Source organism: Microbacterium sp. NPDC055903 (genome assembly GCF_053615555.1).
Genome location: NZ_JBSHCA010000001.1, coordinates 103901 through 121251, shown reverse-complemented (window position 1 = coordinate 121251; position 17351 = coordinate 103901). Strand labels below are relative to the sequence as shown.

The following is a 17351-nucleotide window of genomic DNA, read 5'->3' as shown; positions in this document are numbered from 1 at the left end:
ATGACGCAGTCTGCGGTATCGATCGTGGTGATGGGCGTGCAGGGCACGGGGAAATCAACGGTCGGACGGCTTCTCGCCGAGCGGCTCGGGGTGCCATTCGTGGACGGCGACGACCTTCATCCCGCCCGCAACATCGAGCTGATGGCGGCAGGGACGCCGCTGACCGACGCCGATCGCGAGCCCTGGCTGCACCTCGTCGGGCAGACCCTCGTCGAGGGTGCGGCGACCGGAGGCGTCGTCGTCGCCTGCTCCGCTCTGCGGCGCCGTTACCGCGACCTCATCCGTGACCACGACGCCGATGCGTACTTCGTCGAGACCTGGGGGCCGATCGAGTTGATCGCTCAGCGCGTCGGTGCCAGGGATCACCAGTACATGCCCTCCTCGCTGCTCCAGTCGCAGTTCGCCACGTTGGAGCCGCTCGCCGACGATGAGAACGGCATCCGGCTGAGTGTGACGGCGGCGCCTGACGCGATCGTCGATGACGCCCTCTCGGCATATCGCGCGAGGGAGCGGGCATGACCGATGCGATCGAGCGGGTGGAGACCTTCCCCGTCGCACCGCGCTGGCTGTTCGTGCGCATCGAGACCGCAGACGGTCTGGTCGGCTGGGGCGAGGCATCGCTGGAGGGCTATGCCGATGTCGTCCGCGCCGCCGTCGACCAGTTCGCCGGTCACCTCATCGGATCCGACCCGGACCGCATCGAAGAGCACTGGCAGATCCTGACCAAGAGCGGGTTCTACCGCGGCGGAGCGGTCCTCGCGAGCGCGGTGTCCGGCGTCGATCAGGCGCTCTGGGACATCAAGGGCAAGCGGCTCGGGGTGCCCGTGCACGAGCTCCTCGGCGGAGCGGTCAGAGACCGCATCCGCGCATACGGCTGGGTGGGCGGGGATGACCCGGCCGAGGTCGCCGACCACATCTCCGCGCAGCTGGCCGTGGGGCTCACCGCGGTCAAGATGAACGCCTCAGGGCGGATGGGGCGGGCGGCGTCCGTCGCCGAGCTCGATGCCGTCGTCGCGAGGGTGGCAAGCGCCAGGGAGGTGCTCGGGCCGGATCGCGACGTCGCCGTCGATCTGCACGGTCGCTTCACGCTCGCCTCGGCCCGACGCCTGGCGCCGCTCCTGGAACCCCTGCATCCGTTCTTCATCGAGGAGCCGGTCGTGCCGGAGAACTCCCACGTAATCGGACGGATCGCCGAGGCGACCACGATACCGATCGCGACGGGGGAGCGGTTGTACAGCCGACAGGAGTTCCTGCCGGTGCTCCAGGCCGGTATCGCCATCGCCCAGCCGGACGTCTCGCACGCCGGTGGGATCTCCGAGGTGCGCCGCATCGCTGCGCTCGCGGAGGCCTTCGATGTGCTGATCGCGCCGCACTGCCCGCTCGGTCCGCTGGCGCTGGCCGCGTGCCTTCAGGTGGGCTTCGCCGCGCCGAACCATCTCATCCAGGAGCAGTCGATCGGGATCCACTACAACGCCGGTGCGGAGGTGCTCGACTACGTCGCCGACATCGCTCCGCTGCGGTTCGTCGATGGATGCTTCGAGCGCCTCACACGGCCGGGGCTGGGCATCGAGATCGACGAGAATGCCGTGCGGGAGGCTGCACGGCGCTGGGGCGGCTGGCAGAATCCGCTGTGGAGGCACGAGGACGGGTCGGTGGCGGAATGGTGACGGTGGACAACGGCGCTCTGCGGGAGCGGATCCGGCGCGACCCGCTCGTCGCGATCCTGCGCGGCACGGATGCGGATGCGACGATCGCCGCCGCCCTGACCCTCATCGCGAGCGGTGTGCGAACGCTCGAGATCGCCCTCACACTCGCCGACGCCGAGGAGGCGATCCGTCAGGTGGTCGGCGAGGCGCCCGAAGACGCTCTGGTCGGCGCGGGGACGGTGCTGTCGGAACGGGACGCGGACCGAGCCGTCGCCGCCGGTGCGGGCTTCCTCGTCACCCCGACGTTGAATCCCGCGGTCGAGCACGCCGTCGCGGCAGGTGTCGGCATCCTCGCCGGCGTCTACACGCCGACGGAGATCCAGCGCGGCATGGACGCCGGAGCCGCGGCGGTGAAGCTCTTCCCCGCGTCGGCGCTCGGGCCGGGTTTCGTCCGCGCGGTGCGCGACCCGCTCCCGGACGCCGCGATCATCCCGGTCGGCGGGGTGAGCGTCGATCTCGTCGGCCCTTACCTCGACGCAGGGGCGATCGGCGTCGGCATCGGTGGTCCTCTCGTCGGGGATGCCGCACGGCCCGGCGGTGATCTCGTCGCTCTCGCTGAGCGTGCAGCAGCGTTCCGGGCCGCGTGCCGGCCCGCGTCATCTCCCGCTCGCTGAGCCCGTGCTTCCGGTTCGCTGAGCCTGTCGAAGCGCGCCGCTGGCGGCATTCCGCGCCTCCGTGGCACGCAGCGCCCTTCCGCGTGTCCGATGCCAGGCCTATCGTTTCTGCATGTCCGAATCCGATCTCGTACGTCGCCCTACGAGCGCCGAGGAGGTCGCCGCAGAAGTGCGGCGCGCCCGGCGTGATCCCCGACCGCTCACGATCGTCTCCGGCGGCCACGGCCCGTGGTCGCATGACGAGGCGCCCGGCATCCGCATCGAGCTCGCCGCGCTCGCCGACATCCGTGTCGACGGCGACATCGTGCGTATCGGCGGGGGTGCCGTCTGGGGCGACGTCGCCAGCGCGCTCGCGCCGCACGGCCTCGCCCTCAGCTCGGGCGACACCGCCTCCGTGGGAGTCGGCGGGTTGACGCTCGGTGGGGGTGTGGGCTGGATGGTGCGCGCCTGGGGATTGGCGGCAGACCAGCTGATCGGCGCTCAGGTCGTGACGGCCGCCGGTGACATCGTGGAGACGTCAGCCCAGGAGCATCCGGATCTCTTCTGGGCGCTCCGCGGCGGAGGCGGGGGCTTCGGCGTCGTGACCCGATTCGATTTCCGTGCGCATCGGCTCGATGGCATCGCTTTCGCCGAGAACGTCATCGACGGCGATCAGGCCGCCGTGCTGCGCGCTGCGAGGAGTGTGATGAGGGATGCTCCGCGCGAGCTCACGATCACGTACATGGACGTCCCGCCGATGGACCCGAGCGCCCCGCCCGGAGCCAGGCTGAGCGCGGTGTGGGCGGGGCCGGAGCCAGAACGCCTGAGAGAGGCGCTGGATCCGATCTCCGCCCTCGATGGCGTGACCATCGAGATCACCGCCCCGGCGTACCGCGACATCCTGCTCGAGATGCCGCATCAGGAGGGCGATGAGCTCCCGCCGGGATTCCTCGGCTGCAACGGCCTGTACGCCGAGCTGGACGACGACCTCATCGACCGGCTCCTCGGCTTCCGTGCCGCGCATCCCGCCTCGGTCCTCTTCCTGCGCTCCCTCGGCGGCGCCTTCCGGGACGTCGGACAGGAGGACACTGCCTTCCCGGCGAGAGCGGCCACCTGGTTCGTGATGGTCGGAGCCTTCGATATCCCGGGCGTCCTCGACGACGACGAACGAGCGGCGATCATCGCCGAACGGGACGAGATCGCGCGCGGGCGGCTCGCAGAGTACGGCAACTTCGCCGACACGGAGCGCCCTGCCGCGGTGCCCGGCATGTTCTCGCCCGCCGGCTATGCGCGCCTCAAGAAGATCAAGGCCCAGTGGGATCCCGAGAATCTGTTCCGACGCAACCACAACATCGCTCCGTAAAGCGCGAAGGGCCGGGAACACGAGGTTCCCGGCCCTTCGACGCAGAGCGGTCAGCGCGAGGTCAGTGCGTGTCCTCGGCCTCGATCTCGGTACGGTCGCCCGACCACTGCGTGTGGAAGGTGCCCTCCTTGTCGATGCGCTTGTAGGTGTGCGCGCCGAAGAAGTCGCGCTGGCCCTGGACGAGGGCAGCGGGCAGGCGGTCGGCGCGGATGCCGTCGTAGTACGACAGCGACGACGAGAACGCCGGGGCGGGGATACCAGCCTGCGCGGCCGTGACCACCACGCGACGCCAGGACGCCTGGCCGCGGGTGAGAGCCTCGGCGAAGTACGGTGCCGTCATGAGGACGGGCAGCTCGGGATTCTCCGCGTAGGCATCCGCGATGCGGTTGAGGAACTGGGCCCGGATGATGCATCCGCCGCGCCAGATCTTGCTGATCGCACCGAGGTCGATGTTCCATCCGTACTCGGCGGCGCCGGCGCGGATCTCATCGAAGCCCTGCGAGTACGCGACGATCTTGGACGCGTACAGAGCGAGGCGGACATCCTCGACGAAGGCGGCCTCATCGGTCACCGTGAACGCCTCGTCGGGGCCGGGAAGGGCGCCCGCGACGGCGCGCTGCTCAGGGTGGCTGGACAGCGAGCGGGCGAAGGTGGCCTCGGCGATGCCGGAGACCGGAACACCGAGCGACAGGGCCGTCTGCACGGTCCATGCGCCGGTGCCCTTCGCGCCTGCCTGGTCGAGGATGACGTCCACGAGCGGCTTGCCCGTCTCCGCGTCCACCTGACGCAGGACCTCGGCGGTGATCTCGATGAGGTACGACTCCAGCTCGCCCTTGTTCCACTCGGCGAAGATCTCGGCGATCTCGGCGGGGGTCTTGCCCGTGCCGCGGCGGATGAGGTCGTAGGCCTCGGCGATGAGCTGCATGTCGGCGTACTCGATGCCGTTGTGCACCATCTTCACGAAGTGCCCCGCGCCGTCGTGGCCGACGTGCGTGACGCACGGCTCGCCCTCGGCGACCGCGGCGATCGACTTGAGGATCGGCCCGAGCGTGACCCACGACTCGTCCGAACCGCCCGGCATGATCGACGGGCCGGTGAGAGCGCCCTCCTCGCCGCCGGAGATGCCGGCGCCGACGAAGTTGATGCCCGTCTCGCGAACGGCCTTCTCGCGGCGGATTGTGTCGGGGAAGTAGGCGTTTCCGCCGTCGACGATGATGTCACCCGGCTCGAAGACCTCGAGCAGGGAGTCGATCACGGCATCCGTCGGTCCGCCGGCCTTGACCATGATGATCGCGGTGCGCGGCTTCTGCAGGCTGTCGGCGAACTCCTGGTAGGTGTGCGCCGGGACGAAGCCCGCCTCGGGGTGCTCGTCGAGGAGCGTCTGCGTCTTCTCGTAGGAGCGGTTGAAGATCGCGACCGTGTTGCCCTCGCGGCTTGCGAGGTTGCGGGCGAGGTTCGAACCCATGACGGCGAGTCCGACGACTCCGATGTTTGCCGTACCGGCAGAGGACATTGATGCACCTTCCGTGAGCGGATGGCCGCGGCCTGCAGATGATCGGCGGCGGACACACCCAGATTACTCGGATGCCGAGGCGGCAAGCGCCTCCGTTACCCTCTGGGGCGCTCGCGCGTCAGTCCTTGCGGTATCCGGAGCGGCCCAACGAGAAGAGCGCGCCGAACACGGCGACCGTGGCGCCCAGGGTCATGAGGCCGATGAGCCAGGCGATCGCGTGGGAGAAGAAGGCGCCGTCGAACATTGCGATACTCCTGGTCGGTAGAGGGTGTGTCCTCATCCTATCCGGCGATCCGCTACGATGGAGGAGTTCCTCGGCGAGGGATGCTTCGCGTGCGCAGCATCCGTGATCGACGCGGCGAAGCAGTCCACGTGGGCTTTTTCTTCGCGTCTGCGTTCGAGAAGCCGAACTCAAGACCATCCACGCGGCGGCTCGTCGCGTGCCCCGAAGGAGAACCACATGTCTGACGACACCAAGGTCCTCGCTGAAGTTCGTTCGAGCTTCGGCAAGGGCTTCGCCCGTCGCCTGCGCGCCGCGGGCAAGATCCCCGCGGTCATCTACGGCCACGGCACCGATCCTGTGCACGTCGCGCTGCCCGGCCACCAGGTCGCGCTGATCATCCGTCGTGCCAACGCGCTGCTCGAGCTCGACATCGAGGGCAAGAGCCAGCTCGCCCTGGTCAAGGACGTCCAGAAGGACCCCGTGCACCAGATCATCGAGCACATCGACCTCCTCGTCGTGAAGAAGGGCGAGAAGATCCAGGTCGACGTCCCGCTGACGGTGACCGGCGAGTCCGCTCCCGGCACGATCGCCAACCTCGAGAACACGACGCTCGCCGTCGAGGTCGAGGCCACGCACATCCCCGAGCACATCGAGCTCTCGATCGAGGGTCTTGAGGACGGCGCGCACATCACGGCGGCCGACGTCGTGCTGCCCAAGGGCGCATCCCTGCTCGCCGACCCCGAGCTGCTCATCGTGGCCGTGTCGGTTCCGGCCGCCGAGGAGTCCGCTGAAGACGCCGGCGAGTCTGCAGGCGAGGCCGCAGAAGAGGCTGCAGCGGAGTAATCTCCGAGCATTTCATCGAACGGAGGGGACGCGAGAGATCGTGTCCCCTCCGTCATATCCGGAAGGGTTCGGAGGGACGCGACGTGGCGCAGACGTGGCTGGTGGTGGGGCTCGGCAATCCGGGACCGCGCTACGAGGCGACCAGGCACAACATCGGCCAGATGGTCGTCGATGAACTCGCGCGCCGTCGCAGCGAGGCCTTCCGTGTGCACAAGGCCGGCGCACGGGTGGCGGAGACATGGCTGCGCCCCGGAGCCGAGAAGATCGTGCTCGCGAAGCCGAACACCTTCATGAACACCTCAGGCACTCCGGTCGCGGCGCTCGCGCGGTTCTATTCGGTCGACCCGGAGCGCGTCGTGATCGTGCACGACGAGCTCGACATCCCGTTCGACACGATCAAGCTCAAGACCGGCGGTGGTCACGGCGGACACAACGGCGTTCGAGACGTTGCGAGTGCGCTCACCACACCGGACTTTCCCCGGGTCCGTGTGGGCATCGGGCGCCCTCCGGGCAGGCAGGACGCCGCGGACTGGGTGCTCTCGCCGTTCGGCGGGGATGAGCGGAAGAACCTGCCGATCCTCGTGTCCGATGCGGCGGATGCCGTCGAGACCTTGATCGGCGAAGGCCTGCTGGCTGCCCAGCAGAAGCATCACGCCCCGCGCTGACGTCTAGCCAGACGCTCAGGCCGCGGTGAATCCGGCGGTGGCCCCGGCGACCGCCCCGGCGATCACCGCGATGTAGACCACGAACCCGAAGATCACGGGCCCGACGACGGCGATGATGAGGCCGGCGATGCCCTGTCCCCGCCCTCGGCGCTGCACGATGGCGACGATCGCGAGGACGATCGCGGCGATTCCCAGCAGCGTTCCCGCCCAGAACGAGAGCTCCGCCCAGAGAACCTGATCGCGCACGGGGGAGAGGATGGAGAGATCGTCCAGCGCGTCGAGAGACTCCAGGTCCGATGCGCTGCCGGGGATGCTCTTGCCGATGACGTACGCCGTCAGTCCTCCGATGATGGGCATGACGACGGCGGCGACCATGGAGAGGATCAAGGAGATGGCGCCGAGACCGGAGGAGCGCTTCTCGGGCGCCGACCGGTATGCGTAGTCGACGGACGGCTGGGCGTAACCTCCGACGGGAACCTGGTACGCGCCGACGGGAGCCTGGTAGGTCGGCGCGTGAGATGTGCCGATAGGGCCTGCGGGTGCCGCGGGCGGAGCGAACGGGGGAGGCGGCGGGGTTCCGTACGGCTGCTGCGGATCAGTCACGCCCCAATCCTAGGGTGAGACCGATCCGTCAGCGGGTTCACACGCGGCGCAGCAGGCCGACCTTCTCGTAGACGTCGGCCAGGGTCGCGTCCGCGACGGCATCCGCCTTCGCCGCGTTCGCCGCGAGGATCCGGTCGAGCTCCGCCGGGTCGTCGAGCAGTTCCAGCGCGCGGGCGCGCACCGGCTCGAACTCGTTCACGACGACCTCGGCGAGGCCCTTCTTGAAGTCTCCGTAGCCGCGCCCTGCATACTCGTCCTCGATGGCGGCGACCTGGCGTCCGGTCAGGGCGGCGTAGATCGTCAGGAGGTTCGACACCCCGGGCTTTTCTTCTCTGTCGAAGCGGACGCTGCCCTCGTTGTCCGTGACGGCGCGCATGATCTTCTTCGCGGACTTCGCGGGGTCATCCAGCATCCACAGCACGCCGGCGTCGCTCTCTGCGGACTTCGACATCTTCGACGTCGGGTTCTGCAGGTCGTAGATGCGCGCGGTCTCCTTCTGGATGACCGGCATCGGCACGACGAACGTCTCGCCGAAGCGCGCATTGAAGCGCTCGGCGAGGTCGCGCGTGAGTTCGACGTGCTGCTTCTGGTCGTCGCCGACCGGGACCACGTCGGTCTGGTAGAGCAGGATGTCGGCCGCCATGAGGACCGGGTAGGTGAAGAGGCCCACCGAGGTGGCATCGGCGCCGTACCGGGCGGACTTGTCCTTGAACTGGGTCATCCTCCCGGCTTCGCCGAAGCCGGTGATCGTGGAGAGGATCCACGCCAGCTCCGCGTGTGCGCGGACGTGCGACTGCACGTACAGGGTGGACTGCGACGGCTCGATGCCGGCCGCGATGTACTGCGCAGCCGTGCGCCTGGTCTTCTCGCGCAGCTGGGCGGGGTCCTGGGCGACGGTCAACGCGTGCAGATCGACGACGGAGAAGAATGCATCGTACGACGTCTGCAGATCTCGCCACTGCAGCAGTGCGCCGATGTAGTTGCCGATCTGGAGCGAGTCGGCGGAAGGCTGCATACCGGAGTAAAGGCGAGGTTTCGTCACGATCTCAATCCTAGGCGGATGCCCGTGCGTGCATCGCCGGTTTGCTTGTTCGAGGATCAGCCCTCGCGCGGAGGCAGCACCGCGTCGCGGATCTGAATCGTCACCTCTGCCAGCGAGTCGAGCCGACTGTCCACATGATCGAAGCGGGTGTCGATCGCGTCTAGTCGAGTGTCGATGCCGTCGAGTCGGGTGTCGATGCGGTCGAAACGCTGATCGTGTTCGGTGACCTTCGTCGTGAGGAATCCGACGTGCTCCTCGATCGTGCCCACGTGTCTGCGCACATCGGCGATGTCGTTCGAGAGGGTCAGGAAGTCGGCTCTGTGCCGATCGTCGGACGAGTCCAGCTGCTTCTGGAACGCCTCGAACCGGAGCGACATGATCTGCGACTGAGAATCGAGGCGAGCGCGTGTCTCCTGCTGCTCGGTGATCGTCTGCTCGACGAGGCGAACGATCGTCGCCAGCGTCGGCTGCCCGTCGGCGGATACTCCACCGGAAACGTCGTCGGGTGCTTCTGCGTCGGTCATGAGGGTCACGATGCTTTCTCCTGCGCCATGCGGTCCGTTGATTCGGTAGACGTTACCTCTCCTTCTCCGCTGCGTGAATCGCGATCACACGAACGGTGGAGAACTCAACGAGACCGGCTTCTGTGCAGAAGAAGTGGAGCCGATCGTCAGTACGAGTAGTCGACGACGACGGGGGCGTGGTCGCTCCAGCGCTTGTCGTAGGACGCCGCTCTCGCGACGTGGTAGGACTCGACCCGCTCCGCCAGCGCCGGGGTCGCCAGGTGATAGTCGATCCGCCACCCGGTGTCGTTGTCGAATGCCTGCCCTCGAACCGACCACCACGTGTACGGTCCCTCGACCTCGCCATGGAATCGGCGACCGACATCCACCCAGCCCAGGCCCGTGCCGATCGTCTCGTCGGCCCCGACGATCTCCGCACCTGCCGCGCCGAGGAAGCGGTCGAAGTACGCGCGTTCGCGGGGGAGGAAGCCCGCCTTCTTGCGATTCCCGCGCCAGTTCTTGATGTCGAGCTCCCGGTGGCCGACGTTGAGGTCTCCCGTGACGACGGCGAGGGCGCCCTCGGTTCCGAGCTCGGCGAGGCGGATGCCGAAGGCATCCAGGAACTTCCACTTCTCCTCCTGCTTCGGCGTATCGGCCTCGCCGGAGTGCACATACGCACTCACGACGGTCAACGGCCGGTCGCCGAGCAGGAAGTCCGCCTCGAGCCAGCGCCCCTTCGAGTCGAAGTCCTCCGGGCCGAACTGCGTGCGCGTGGCGAGTGCAGGCGTGCGGCTCGCGATCGCGACCCCCGCCCTGCCCTTGGCGGTGGACTCGTCGTGGACGATCGACCAGCCGGGCAGCGCAGCCTCGAGATGCTCGTCCTGGCCGCGGACTTCCTGAAGGGTGAGGATGTCGACATCGGCGGCGTCGAGCCAGGTGCTCATGCCGTTTCGGGCTGCCGCCCTGATGCCGTTGACATTGACCGTGGCGATACGCAGATGGGGCATGGACCGAGCCTATCCGTCGTCTCGGACATCGCCCGTCGTCGCTCTGGCGGCGAGCTTCTTCAGCACGGGCGTTGGCTCGGCCTGTCGCCGCAGCTCGGCTGTCAGCCCTTCCAGTCGTGCCAGCTCGCCTTCGGCCTCCCGCAGCGCATGCGCCGTCGCCCATCGCCCGTACCACCGGGCAGTCACATGTGCCCGCGCCGCGTCCCGCACCCGGATCCGGGCAGCGCCCAGCAGGGTCTCGTGCTCGGCGAGACGCTTCTCCGCCTCGGTCTCCTCCTCCAGAGGAAGGTCGCGGTCCTCCGCTGTCACCCCGATCCACGCCGCGGCGACGAGCATGACCACGCCGTTGATGCGGAACCAGAGAAGGAGCCCGATGAAGATCGCGAAGGTGGCCAGCAGGGGATTGGACGGGGTGTACCCGAGAAGGAACCCGACGCCGTACTGGAGCACGGTCATCGCGGCGCCACCGAGGATCGCGCCGGGCCAGATCGTGCGCCAGTGCAGCGATGTCCCGGTGAGGAAGCGGACCATCGCCGCGAGCGCGCTGGAGAGCAGCACGAAGGACACCAGGACGGTCCCGAGCCGGATGAACCCGTTGACGGTGTCCGAGCCCGCGTCCCAGCCGACCAGCGTCAGCAACCACTTGAGCAGCGCTCCGCTGGCCGAGCTCAGCAGCGAGCCGGCGAGCAGGGCGATCCCGAAGATGAGAGCTGCGAGGAGGTCGCGCGCCTTCAACAGCAGGTAGTTGCGCAGATCCGGCGGGAGGCCGAGGATGTCGCGCACGGCGCGCCGGGAGAAGGTCACCCAGCCGATCGCGGTCCAGATCACCGTGCCGAGGGCGATTCCACCGGTAACGCCGAGGACGCCGGTCGTCCTCGCCGCTATGTCCTTCACCTGCTCGGGCGTCGCCAGGCCACCCTCGGGAAGGATGAGATTGGGCACGTAGCCGTTGATGATCTCGATCATGCGGTCGACGGCGACCTCGTTCCCGCCCAGCCACAGCCCGGTGATGGCGAAGGCGAGATAGATCGCGGCGAAGATCGCGAACAGCGCCTGATAGCTGACGCCCGCAGCGAGGAGGAAGCCGTTGTGCTGCAGGAAATGCCGCCAGACGCGCACGGGGAACAGTCCCAGCGTGCGCCGCGTGATCACCGTGGCGCGCTCGACCGCAGCATCCAGCCGCTTCGGCGCGGGTGCGGGGGAGGGATCCGCCTCGGAACGGGACACGCCCCCACCCTATCCAAGGGCGGAGGCGTGTCCGATGAGCGGGAGGCGGTCAGGGGCGGCCGCGCAGGACAGCCTGCTTGACCTCCGCGATCGCCTTGGTGACCTCGATGCCACGAGGGCAGGCCTCGGAGCAGTTGAAGGTCGTCCGGCACCGCCAGACGCCCTCCTTGTCGTTGAGGATGTCCAGGCGAACGCCGGCGTTGTCGTCACGGGAGTCGAAGATGAAGCGGTGCGCGTTCACGATCGCCGCGGGCCCGAAGTACTGTCCGTCCGTCCAGAAGACCGGGCACGACGAGGTGCACGCCGCGCAGAGGATGCACTTGGTGGTGTCGTCGAAGATCGCGCGGTCCGCGATCGACTGCACGCGCTCCTTGCCCTTCTCCGGCGTGGAGGTGGCGACGAGGAAGGGCTGGACCTCGCGGTAGGAGGCGAAGAACGGCTCCATGTCGACGATGAGGTCCTTCTCCAGCGGCAGGCCCTTGATGGCCTCGACGTAGATCGGCTTGGAGATGTCCAGATCCTTGATCAGCGTCTTGCACGCCAGGCGGTTGCGCCCGTTGATGCGCATGGCGTCGGATCCGCAGATGCCGTGTGCGCAGGAGCGGCGGAACGACAGCGAGCCGTCGACCTCCCACTTGATCTTGTGCAGGGCGTCGAGGACGCGGTCCGTCGAGTACAGCTCGACGTCGTAGTCGACCCAGTGCGGCTCCGCATCCACTTCGGGATCGAAGCGGCGGATGATGAAGGTCACCAGGAAGGACTGGACGGGCGCCTCCGCTGCGGTGTCGGCGGGCGCCGATTCGAGTGCGGTCGACATGTCAGTACTTCCTCTCCATCGGCGGGTAGTTGAACTCGCCCTGGTCGTTCTTCGTGAACACGACCGGCTTCCAATCCAGCTTGATGTGATCCTCCGGCGTCGCGGAGTGCGGGTCGCCGGTGAGGTAGGCCATCGTGTGCTGCATGAAGTTCTCGTCGTCGCGCGACTGGAAGTCCTCGCGCATGTGGCCTCCGCGGCTCTCGCGCCGGTTGCGCGCGGCGTAGGCGACGATCTCGGCGATGTCGAGGAGGAAGCCCAGCTCGACCGCCTCGAGAAGGTCGGTGTTGTACCGCTTGCCCTTGTCGTCGACGTAGATGTTCTTGAAGCGCTCGCGCAGCTCTGCGATCGTGCCGAGGACGTTCGTCAGCGACTCCTCGGTGCGGAACACCTGCGCCTTGTCGTCCATCTCGTCCTGGAGCTTCTTGCGGATGTTCGCGATCCGCTCCGTGCCGGAGGAGTTGCGGATGCCTTCGATGAGCTCGCGCACACCGGCGGCTGGATCCTCGGGCAGCGGGACGAACTCGGCCGTCTTGACGTACTCGACGGCGTTGCGCCCTGCGCGCTTGCCGAAGACGTTGATGTCCAGCAGCGAGTTGGTGCCAAGGCGGTTCGCGCCGTGCACGGAGACGCAGGCGCACTCGCCTGCCGCGTAGAGGCCTGGCACCACGGTGTCGTTGTCCGCGAGGACCTCACCGGCGTTGTTGGTCGGGATGCCGCCCATCGCGTAGTGCGCGGTCGGCATGACGGGGACGGGCTCGACCACGGGGTCGATGCCGAGGTAGGTGCGGGCGAACTCGGTGATGTCAGGGAGCTTCGTCTCGAGGACCTCGGCGCCCAGGTGAGTGCAGTCCAGCAGGACGTAGTCCTTGTGCGGGCCTGCGCCGCGGCCCTCGCGGACCTCCTGGACCATGCAGCGGGCGACGATGTCGCGAGGCGCGAGGTCCTTGATCGTGGGGGCGTAGCGCTCCATGAAGCGCTCGCCGGATGCATTGCGCAGGATCGCGCCCTCGCCGCGAGCGCCCTCGGTGAGGAGGATGCCGAGGCCTGCGAGGCCGGTCGGGTGGAACTGGAAGAACTCCACGTCCTCGAGGGGGAGCCCCTTGCGCCACACGATGCCGACACCGTCGCCGGTGAGGGTGTGCGCGTTCGAGGTGGTCTTGAAGATCTTGCCGAAGCCGCCCGTGGCGAAGATGACCGACTTCGAGTGGAAGACGTGCAGATCGCCGGTGGCCAGTTCGTAGGCGACGACGCCCGCGATCTGGGTCTTGCCCTCGGCATCCTTCACCGTGATGAGGTCGAGCGCGTAGAACTCGTTGAAGAAGTTGATGCCGAGCTTGACGCAGTTCTGGAACAGCGTCTGCAGGATCATGTGGCCGGTGCGGTCCGCGGCATAGCAGGCGCGGCGAACGGGCGCCTTGCCGTGCTCGGCGGTGTGGCCGCCGAAGCGGCGCTGGTCGATCTTGCCGTCCGGGGTGCGGTTGAAGGGCAGCCCCATGTTCTCGAGGTCGATGACGGCGTCGATCGCCTCCTTGGCGAGGATCTCGGCGGCGTCCTGGTCGACGAGGTAGTCGCCGCCCTTGATCGTGTCGAACGTGTGCCACTCCCAGCTGTCCTCCTCGACGTTCGCGAGGGCGGCGGCCATGCCGCCCTGCGCCGCGCCGGTGTGGGAGCGGGTCGGGTACAGCTTGGTGATCACAGCCGTGCGGGCGCCGGGGCCTGCTTCGATGGCTGCACGCATCCCCGCGCCGCCGGCGCCGACGATGACGATGTCGAACTCGTGGTAGTGCACGCCGTCACGGACGACGGAATCCTGGGTAGTCACTCTCGTTGCTCTCTTCTCAGTTCCCGACGCTGCCGTTGGCGACGCACATGTCCCACAGGCTGCTGTCCTCGGTGACGCCGAGGCAGGGGTCGAAGGTGAAGACCACCAGCGTGCCGAGGACGATGAGCAGCCCGGCCGCGAGGCCAAGGGCCCAGATGAGCGCCTTGCGGGTCTTCTCATTGGTGACGTAGTCGTTGACGATCGTCCGCATGCCGTTCGCGCCGTGGATGAGGGCGAGCCAGAGCATCGCGACATCCCACCACTGCCACCACGGATCGGCGAACTTGCCGGCGATGAAGGCGAAGTCGAGCGCGTGGATGCCCTCGCCGAGCATGAGGTTCACGAACAGGTGGCCGAAGATCAGGATCACCAGCAGGACCCCGGAGGCCCTCATGAAGATCCAGCCCCACTTCTCGATGTTGAAGCGGCGTGCGCGGCGCGACGGCGCGGCGACGGTCTGCGTGCTCATCAGTGTCCTCCTCCGAAGCCGGCGAACGCGAGGGCGAGGTGGCGCGGCACGAACCCTGCCATCAGCACTGCCCACAGGCCGATGACGATCCAGAACATCTGACGCTGGTATCGCGCGCCGTTGCGCCACAGGTCCACGAGGATGATGCGCAGGCCGTTGAGCGCGTGGAACGCGATGCCCGCGACGAGCACGACCTCGCCGAACGCCATCACCGGGTTCTTGTACGTCCCGATCACGGCGTCGTACGCCTCGGGGGACACCCTGATCAGCGCCGTGTCGAGCACGTGCACGAGGAGGAAGAAGAAGATCGCGATACCGGTGATCCGGTGCAGCACCCAGGACCACATCCCCTCGCGACCGCGGTAGAGCGTTCCTCGTGGAGTCCTGGATGTCGTCTCGGTGATCGTCGGTGTCAAGCGAGTGCCTGCGGACACGGTCGTCCTCCCTGATCGAATCGTCTCGGCAGCACGCCGCCAGGCGCGCCCGAACGTGCCCCATCCTATTCCTGTTCGTTCGCTGGGAACCATGAAGGCAGGCCTAAGTGTCTCGATGTCGAGATTTCTCGCTGCCGATAGTCTGAGAGCATGACCGCCCCGCTCGACGACTTCTACGCCGTGATTCCCGCAGGAGGCATCGGAAGCCGTCTCTGGCCGCTCTCCAGGGCGGATGCGCCGAAATTCCTGCACGACCTGACGGGCTCCGGAAACTCCCTCCTCCGCGACACCTGGGATCGCTTGGAACCCCTCGCCGGCGCCGGTCGGATCGCCGTCGTGACCGGCCGCGCGCACCGCGCTGCCGTGGAGGGGGAGCTTCCTGGCATCCCCGACCTCAACGTGTTCCTCGAGTCCGAGCCGCGGGAGTCCGCGGCGGCCATCGGTCTCGCCGCCGCGATCCTGCACCACCGCGACCCCGATGTGATCATCGGATCGTTCGCCGCGGACCACGTCATCCGCGGCACGCGGCTCTTCGAGTTCGCCGTGCAGCAGGCCGTGGCCGTCGCCAGAGAGGGATACATCTGCACGATCGGGATCGAGCCCTCTGAGCCGTCCGTCGGCTTCGGATACATCCGCAAGGGCGGCGAGCTGATCGTCGACGGCGCTCCCGAGGCCGCGACGGTGGAGAGCTTCGTCGAGAAGCCGGACCTGGAGACCGCCAAGCGCTACTACGCCGACCGCACGTACCTGTGGAACGCGGGGATGTTCATCGCCAAGGCCTCGGTGCTGCTGGACGAGCTCGCGGCGAACGAACCGGAGCTGCATGCCGGGCTCGTCGAGCTCGCCGCCGCCTGGGACGACCGCGAGCGCCGGGGCCCGGCCGTCGATCGGATCTGGCCGCGCCTGAAGAAGATCGCCATCGACTACGCCGTCGCCGAGCCCGCCGCAGAGAAGGGCCGCCTCGCCGTGATCCCCGGTCACTTCGACTGGGACGATGTCGGGGACTTCGCCTCCCTCACCAAACTCATCTCCGGCGGACGCAAGAACGACCTCGCGGTGCTCGGCCCCAAGGCCCGTGTGCTCTCGGATGCCGCGACGGGGATCCTCGTCAGCCAGACGACCCGAGTGATCAGCCTCATCGGCGTGCAGGACATCGTCGTCGTCGACACCCCGGATGCGCTGCTCGTGACGACGACCGAGCACGCCCAGCGGGTCAAGGGGGTCGTGGAATCGCTCAAGCTGAGCGGACGCGGAGATGTGCTCTGAACGGGATGATGTCGGATCTATTGCGGGTTTGTAACCATTAACCGCAACCGTTCCGCTGGTCCGCGTAACAGTGGGTAACTTATCCTTCGGGGACCTGCGATCGGCGCGGTCCAGTAGTCCGTGGAGGCTTACGTGACCATTTCCACTCGAAAGCGCGGCGCTCTGGCCGCGCTCGTGGCGACCGGCGTCGCCGTTGCTCTGGCCGGCTGTGGAGCCGCTCCCGAGGAGTCCGAGGGCGCAGGCTCCGGCGAGACCATCGACTTCCTGCCCTGCATCGTCTCCGACGCGGGCGGCTTCGATGACAAGTCGTTCAACCAGCTCTCCTTCGAGGGCGTCGTCCAGGCCGCCGACGAGATCGGCGTCGAGTACAAGAACGTCGAGTCCAACGCCGAGACCGACTTCGCGCCGAACCTGGAGAGCCTCGTCTCACAGGGCTGCAACGCCATCGTCTCGGTCGGCTTCGCGCTTTCCGCGGCCACCGTCGAGTCGGCGACCGCCAACGAGGGCATCGACTACATCCTCGTCGACGACGCCGCGGACAACGACTTCGACGGCGAGAAGGATGCCGAGAACGTCAAGCCGCTGCTGTACAACACGGCAGAGGCCGCATTCCTCGCTGGCTACCTGTCGGCCGGCTACTCCGAGGCCGGCAAGGTCGGCACCTTCGGCGGCGCCGAGTACCCGACCGTGACGATCTTCATGGACGGCTTCTACCAGGGCGTCAACTACTACAACGAGCAGAACGGCACCTCCGTCTCCGTCGTCGGCTGGGACGGCTCGACCGGGTCGTTCACCGGCGGCTTCGAGGCCGGCCCCGAGGCCAAGACCGTCGCGCAGAACATCATCGACCAGGGCGTCGACGTGATCTTCCCCGTCGGCGGCCCGATCTACCAGTCGGCGCTGCAGGCGATCAAGGAGTCCGGTCGCGACATCGCCCTCATCGGTGCGGACGCAGACCTCTTCGTCACCGACCCGACGACCGAGGACTACGTGCTCACGTCGGTCCTCAAGGACATGAAGCTCTCCGTGTACGAAGCCGTCATGTCGAGCGCGGACGACGCGTTCGACGCCGAGGCCTACATCGGCACGCTGGAGAACGAGGGCGTCGGCATCGCCGAGCTGCACAACTTCGCCGACAAGGTCGACGCGGCCCTGCAGGACGAGGTCGAGGCGCTCAAGGAGCAGATCATCTCGGGTGACGTCACCGTCACCTCCTACCTCGACTGATCGAGGAAGGCATGAAGGGGAGGCCGGC

19 protein-coding genes are annotated in these 17351 nt (G+C 67.8%); 8 read left to right on the top strand and 11 right to left on the bottom strand.

Annotated features, from left to right (window positions below; translation table 11 throughout):
- The 4 genes from ACWGJP_RS00605 (at position 1) to ACWGJP_RS00590 (ending at position 3662) form a co-directional block, all read left to right on the top strand.
- A complete protein-coding gene (locus tag ACWGJP_RS00605) occupies positions 1-519 on the top strand; it encodes a gluconokinase (protein ID WP_452327809.1) in 519 nt (172 codons plus the stop codon).
- Positions 516-1667 (top strand): galactonate dehydratase, encoded by a 1152-nt coding sequence (gene dgoD, locus ACWGJP_RS00600; protein WP_452327808.1) that lies wholly within the window; start codon positions 516-518, stop codon positions 1665-1667. The genes ACWGJP_RS00605 and dgoD overlap by 4 nt, the downstream gene beginning before the upstream one ends.
- Positions 1661-2320, top strand: a complete 660-nt coding sequence (locus ACWGJP_RS00595; RefSeq protein ID WP_452327807.1) for a bifunctional 4-hydroxy-2-oxoglutarate aldolase/2-dehydro-3-deoxy-phosphogluconate aldolase — start codon at positions 1661-1663, stop codon at positions 2318-2320. Before dgoD ends, ACWGJP_RS00595 begins: the two co-directional genes overlap by 7 nt.
- Positions 2321-2432: 112 nt before the next feature.
- A complete protein-coding gene (locus ACWGJP_RS00590; protein WP_452327806.1) occupies positions 2433-3662 on the top strand; it encodes an FAD-binding oxidoreductase in 1230 nt (409 codons plus the stop codon).
- A gap of 61 nt (positions 3663-3723) precedes the next feature.
- On the opposite strand, the gene gndA is transcribed toward ACWGJP_RS00590, so the two are convergent.
- Positions 3724-5175, bottom strand: a complete 1452-nt coding sequence (gndA, locus tag ACWGJP_RS00585; protein WP_452327805.1) for an NADP-dependent phosphogluconate dehydrogenase — start codon at positions 5173-5175, stop codon at positions 3724-3726.
- Positions 5176-5293: 118 nt separating this feature from the next.
- Complete coding sequence (locus ACWGJP_RS00580) at positions 5294-5419, bottom strand: hypothetical protein (RefSeq protein ID WP_452327804.1); 126 nt, start codon at positions 5417-5419, stop codon at positions 5294-5296.
- A 216-nt stretch (positions 5420-5635) separates the two neighbouring features.
- Between ACWGJP_RS00580 and ACWGJP_RS00575 the strand changes: the two genes are divergently transcribed.
- Together ACWGJP_RS00575 and pth are read left to right on the top strand one after the other, a co-directional pair.
- Positions 5636-6241, top strand: coding sequence for a 50S ribosomal protein L25/general stress protein Ctc (locus ACWGJP_RS00575; RefSeq protein ID WP_452327803.1), 606 nt, complete (start codon positions 5636-5638; stop codon positions 6239-6241).
- Positions 6242-6324: 83 nt separating this feature from the next.
- Positions 6325-6906, top strand: coding sequence for an aminoacyl-tRNA hydrolase (pth, locus tag ACWGJP_RS00570; RefSeq protein ID WP_452327802.1), 582 nt, complete (start codon positions 6325-6327; stop codon positions 6904-6906).
- A gap of 15 nt (positions 6907-6921) precedes the next feature.
- On the opposite strand, the gene ACWGJP_RS00565 is transcribed toward pth, so the two are convergent.
- The 9 genes from ACWGJP_RS00565 to sdhC form a co-directional block, all read right to left on the bottom strand.
- The gene (locus tag ACWGJP_RS00565; protein WP_452327801.1) at positions 6922-7509 is read right to left on the bottom strand and encodes a hypothetical protein; all 588 of its coding nucleotides are present in this window, start codon (positions 7507-7509) and stop codon (positions 6922-6924) included.
- 37 nt (positions 7510-7546) lie between these two features.
- A complete protein-coding gene (trpS, locus tag ACWGJP_RS00560; RefSeq protein ID WP_452327800.1) occupies positions 7547-8551 on the bottom strand; it encodes a tryptophan--tRNA ligase in 1005 nt (334 codons plus the stop codon).
- A gap of 56 nt (positions 8552-8607) precedes the next feature.
- Complete coding sequence (locus ACWGJP_RS00555) at positions 8608-9075, bottom strand: hypothetical protein (RefSeq protein WP_452327799.1); 468 nt, start codon at positions 9073-9075, stop codon at positions 8608-8610.
- A 146-nt stretch (positions 9076-9221) separates the two neighbouring features.
- Positions 9222-10061: an exodeoxyribonuclease III gene (locus ACWGJP_RS00550; RefSeq protein ID WP_452327798.1), complete on the bottom strand. Its 840-nt coding sequence runs from the start codon at positions 10059-10061 to the stop codon at positions 9222-9224.
- A gap of 9 nt (positions 10062-10070) precedes the next feature.
- Complete coding sequence (locus ACWGJP_RS00545; protein ID WP_452327797.1) at positions 10071-11288, bottom strand: YihY/virulence factor BrkB family protein; 1218 nt, start codon at positions 11286-11288, stop codon at positions 10071-10073.
- Positions 11289-11337: 49 nt separating this feature from the next.
- A complete protein-coding gene (locus tag ACWGJP_RS00540) occupies positions 11338-12105 on the bottom strand; it encodes a succinate dehydrogenase iron-sulfur subunit (protein ID WP_452327796.1) in 768 nt (255 codons plus the stop codon).
- Position 12106: 1 nt separating this feature from the next.
- The gene (gene sdhA / locus ACWGJP_RS00535; protein WP_452327795.1) at positions 12107-13927 is read right to left on the bottom strand and encodes a succinate dehydrogenase flavoprotein subunit; all 1821 of its coding nucleotides are present in this window, start codon (positions 13925-13927) and stop codon (positions 12107-12109) included.
- Between the two features lie 16 nt (positions 13928-13943).
- Positions 13944-14396 carry a succinate dehydrogenase hydrophobic membrane anchor subunit gene (locus tag ACWGJP_RS00530; RefSeq protein WP_452327794.1) on the bottom strand — a complete coding sequence of 151 codons (453 nt, stop codon included), beginning with the start codon at positions 14394-14396 and terminating at the stop codon, positions 13944-13946.
- Positions 14396-14830 carry a succinate dehydrogenase, cytochrome b556 subunit gene (gene sdhC, locus ACWGJP_RS00525; RefSeq protein ID WP_452327793.1) on the bottom strand — a complete coding sequence of 145 codons (435 nt, stop codon included), beginning with the start codon at positions 14828-14830 and terminating at the stop codon, positions 14396-14398. Before sdhC ends, ACWGJP_RS00530 begins: the two co-directional genes overlap by 1 nt.
- 150 nt (positions 14831-14980) lie before the next feature.
- On the opposite strand from sdhC, the gene ACWGJP_RS00520 reads away from it, so the two are divergent.
- Both ACWGJP_RS00520 and ACWGJP_RS00515 read left to right on the top strand, forming a co-directional pair.
- Positions 14981-16096, top strand: coding sequence for a mannose-1-phosphate guanylyltransferase (locus ACWGJP_RS00520; RefSeq protein ID WP_452327792.1), 1116 nt, complete (start codon positions 14981-14983; stop codon positions 16094-16096).
- Positions 16097-16228: 132 nt separating this feature from the next.
- A complete protein-coding gene (locus ACWGJP_RS00515; RefSeq protein ID WP_452327791.1) occupies positions 16229-17323 on the top strand; it encodes a BMP family lipoprotein in 1095 nt (364 codons plus the stop codon).
- Positions 17324-17351 lie beyond the last annotated feature (28 nt).

Bases quoted from the DNA above. Each gene is read 5' to 3' on its own strand.
- ACWGJP_RS00530 (WP_452327794.1), bottom strand. From the start codon at position 14,396: ATGAGCACGCAGACCGTCGCCGCGCCGTCGCGCCGCGCACGCCGCTTC.
- ACWGJP_RS00520 (WP_452327792.1), top strand. From the start codon at position 14,981: ATGACCGCCCCGCTCGACGACTTCTACGCCGTGATTCCCGCAGGAGGC.
- ACWGJP_RS00575 (WP_452327803.1), top strand. From the start codon at position 5,636: ATGTCTGACGACACCAAGGTCCTCGCTGAAGTTCGTTCGAGCTTCGGC.
- ACWGJP_RS00550 (WP_452327798.1), bottom strand. From the start codon at position 10,061: ATGCCCCATCTGCGTATCGCCACGGTCAATGTCAACGGCATCAGGGCG.
- dgoD (WP_452327808.1), top strand. From the start codon at position 516: ATGACCGATGCGATCGAGCGGGTGGAGACCTTCCCCGTCGCACCGCGC.
- ACWGJP_RS00590 (WP_452327806.1), top strand. From the start codon at position 2,433: ATGTCCGAATCCGATCTCGTACGTCGCCCTACGAGCGCCGAGGAGGTC.
- ACWGJP_RS00580 (WP_452327804.1), bottom strand. From the start codon at position 5,419: ATGTTCGACGGCGCCTTCTTCTCCCACGCGATCGCCTGGCTCATCGGC.
- gndA (WP_452327805.1), bottom strand. From the start codon at position 5,175: ATGTCCTCTGCCGGTACGGCAAACATCGGAGTCGTCGGACTCGCCGTC.
- ACWGJP_RS00555 (WP_452327799.1), bottom strand. From the start codon at position 9,075: ATGACCGACGCAGAAGCACCCGACGACGTTTCCGGTGGAGTATCCGCC.
- ACWGJP_RS00595 (WP_452327807.1), top strand. From the start codon at position 1,661: ATGGTGACGGTGGACAACGGCGCTCTGCGGGAGCGGATCCGGCGCGAC.
- ACWGJP_RS00605 (WP_452327809.1), top strand. From the start codon at position 1: ATGACGCAGTCTGCGGTATCGATCGTGGTGATGGGCGTGCAGGGCACG.
- ACWGJP_RS00540 (WP_452327796.1), bottom strand. From the start codon at position 12,105: ATGTCGACCGCACTCGAATCGGCGCCCGCCGACACCGCAGCGGAGGCG.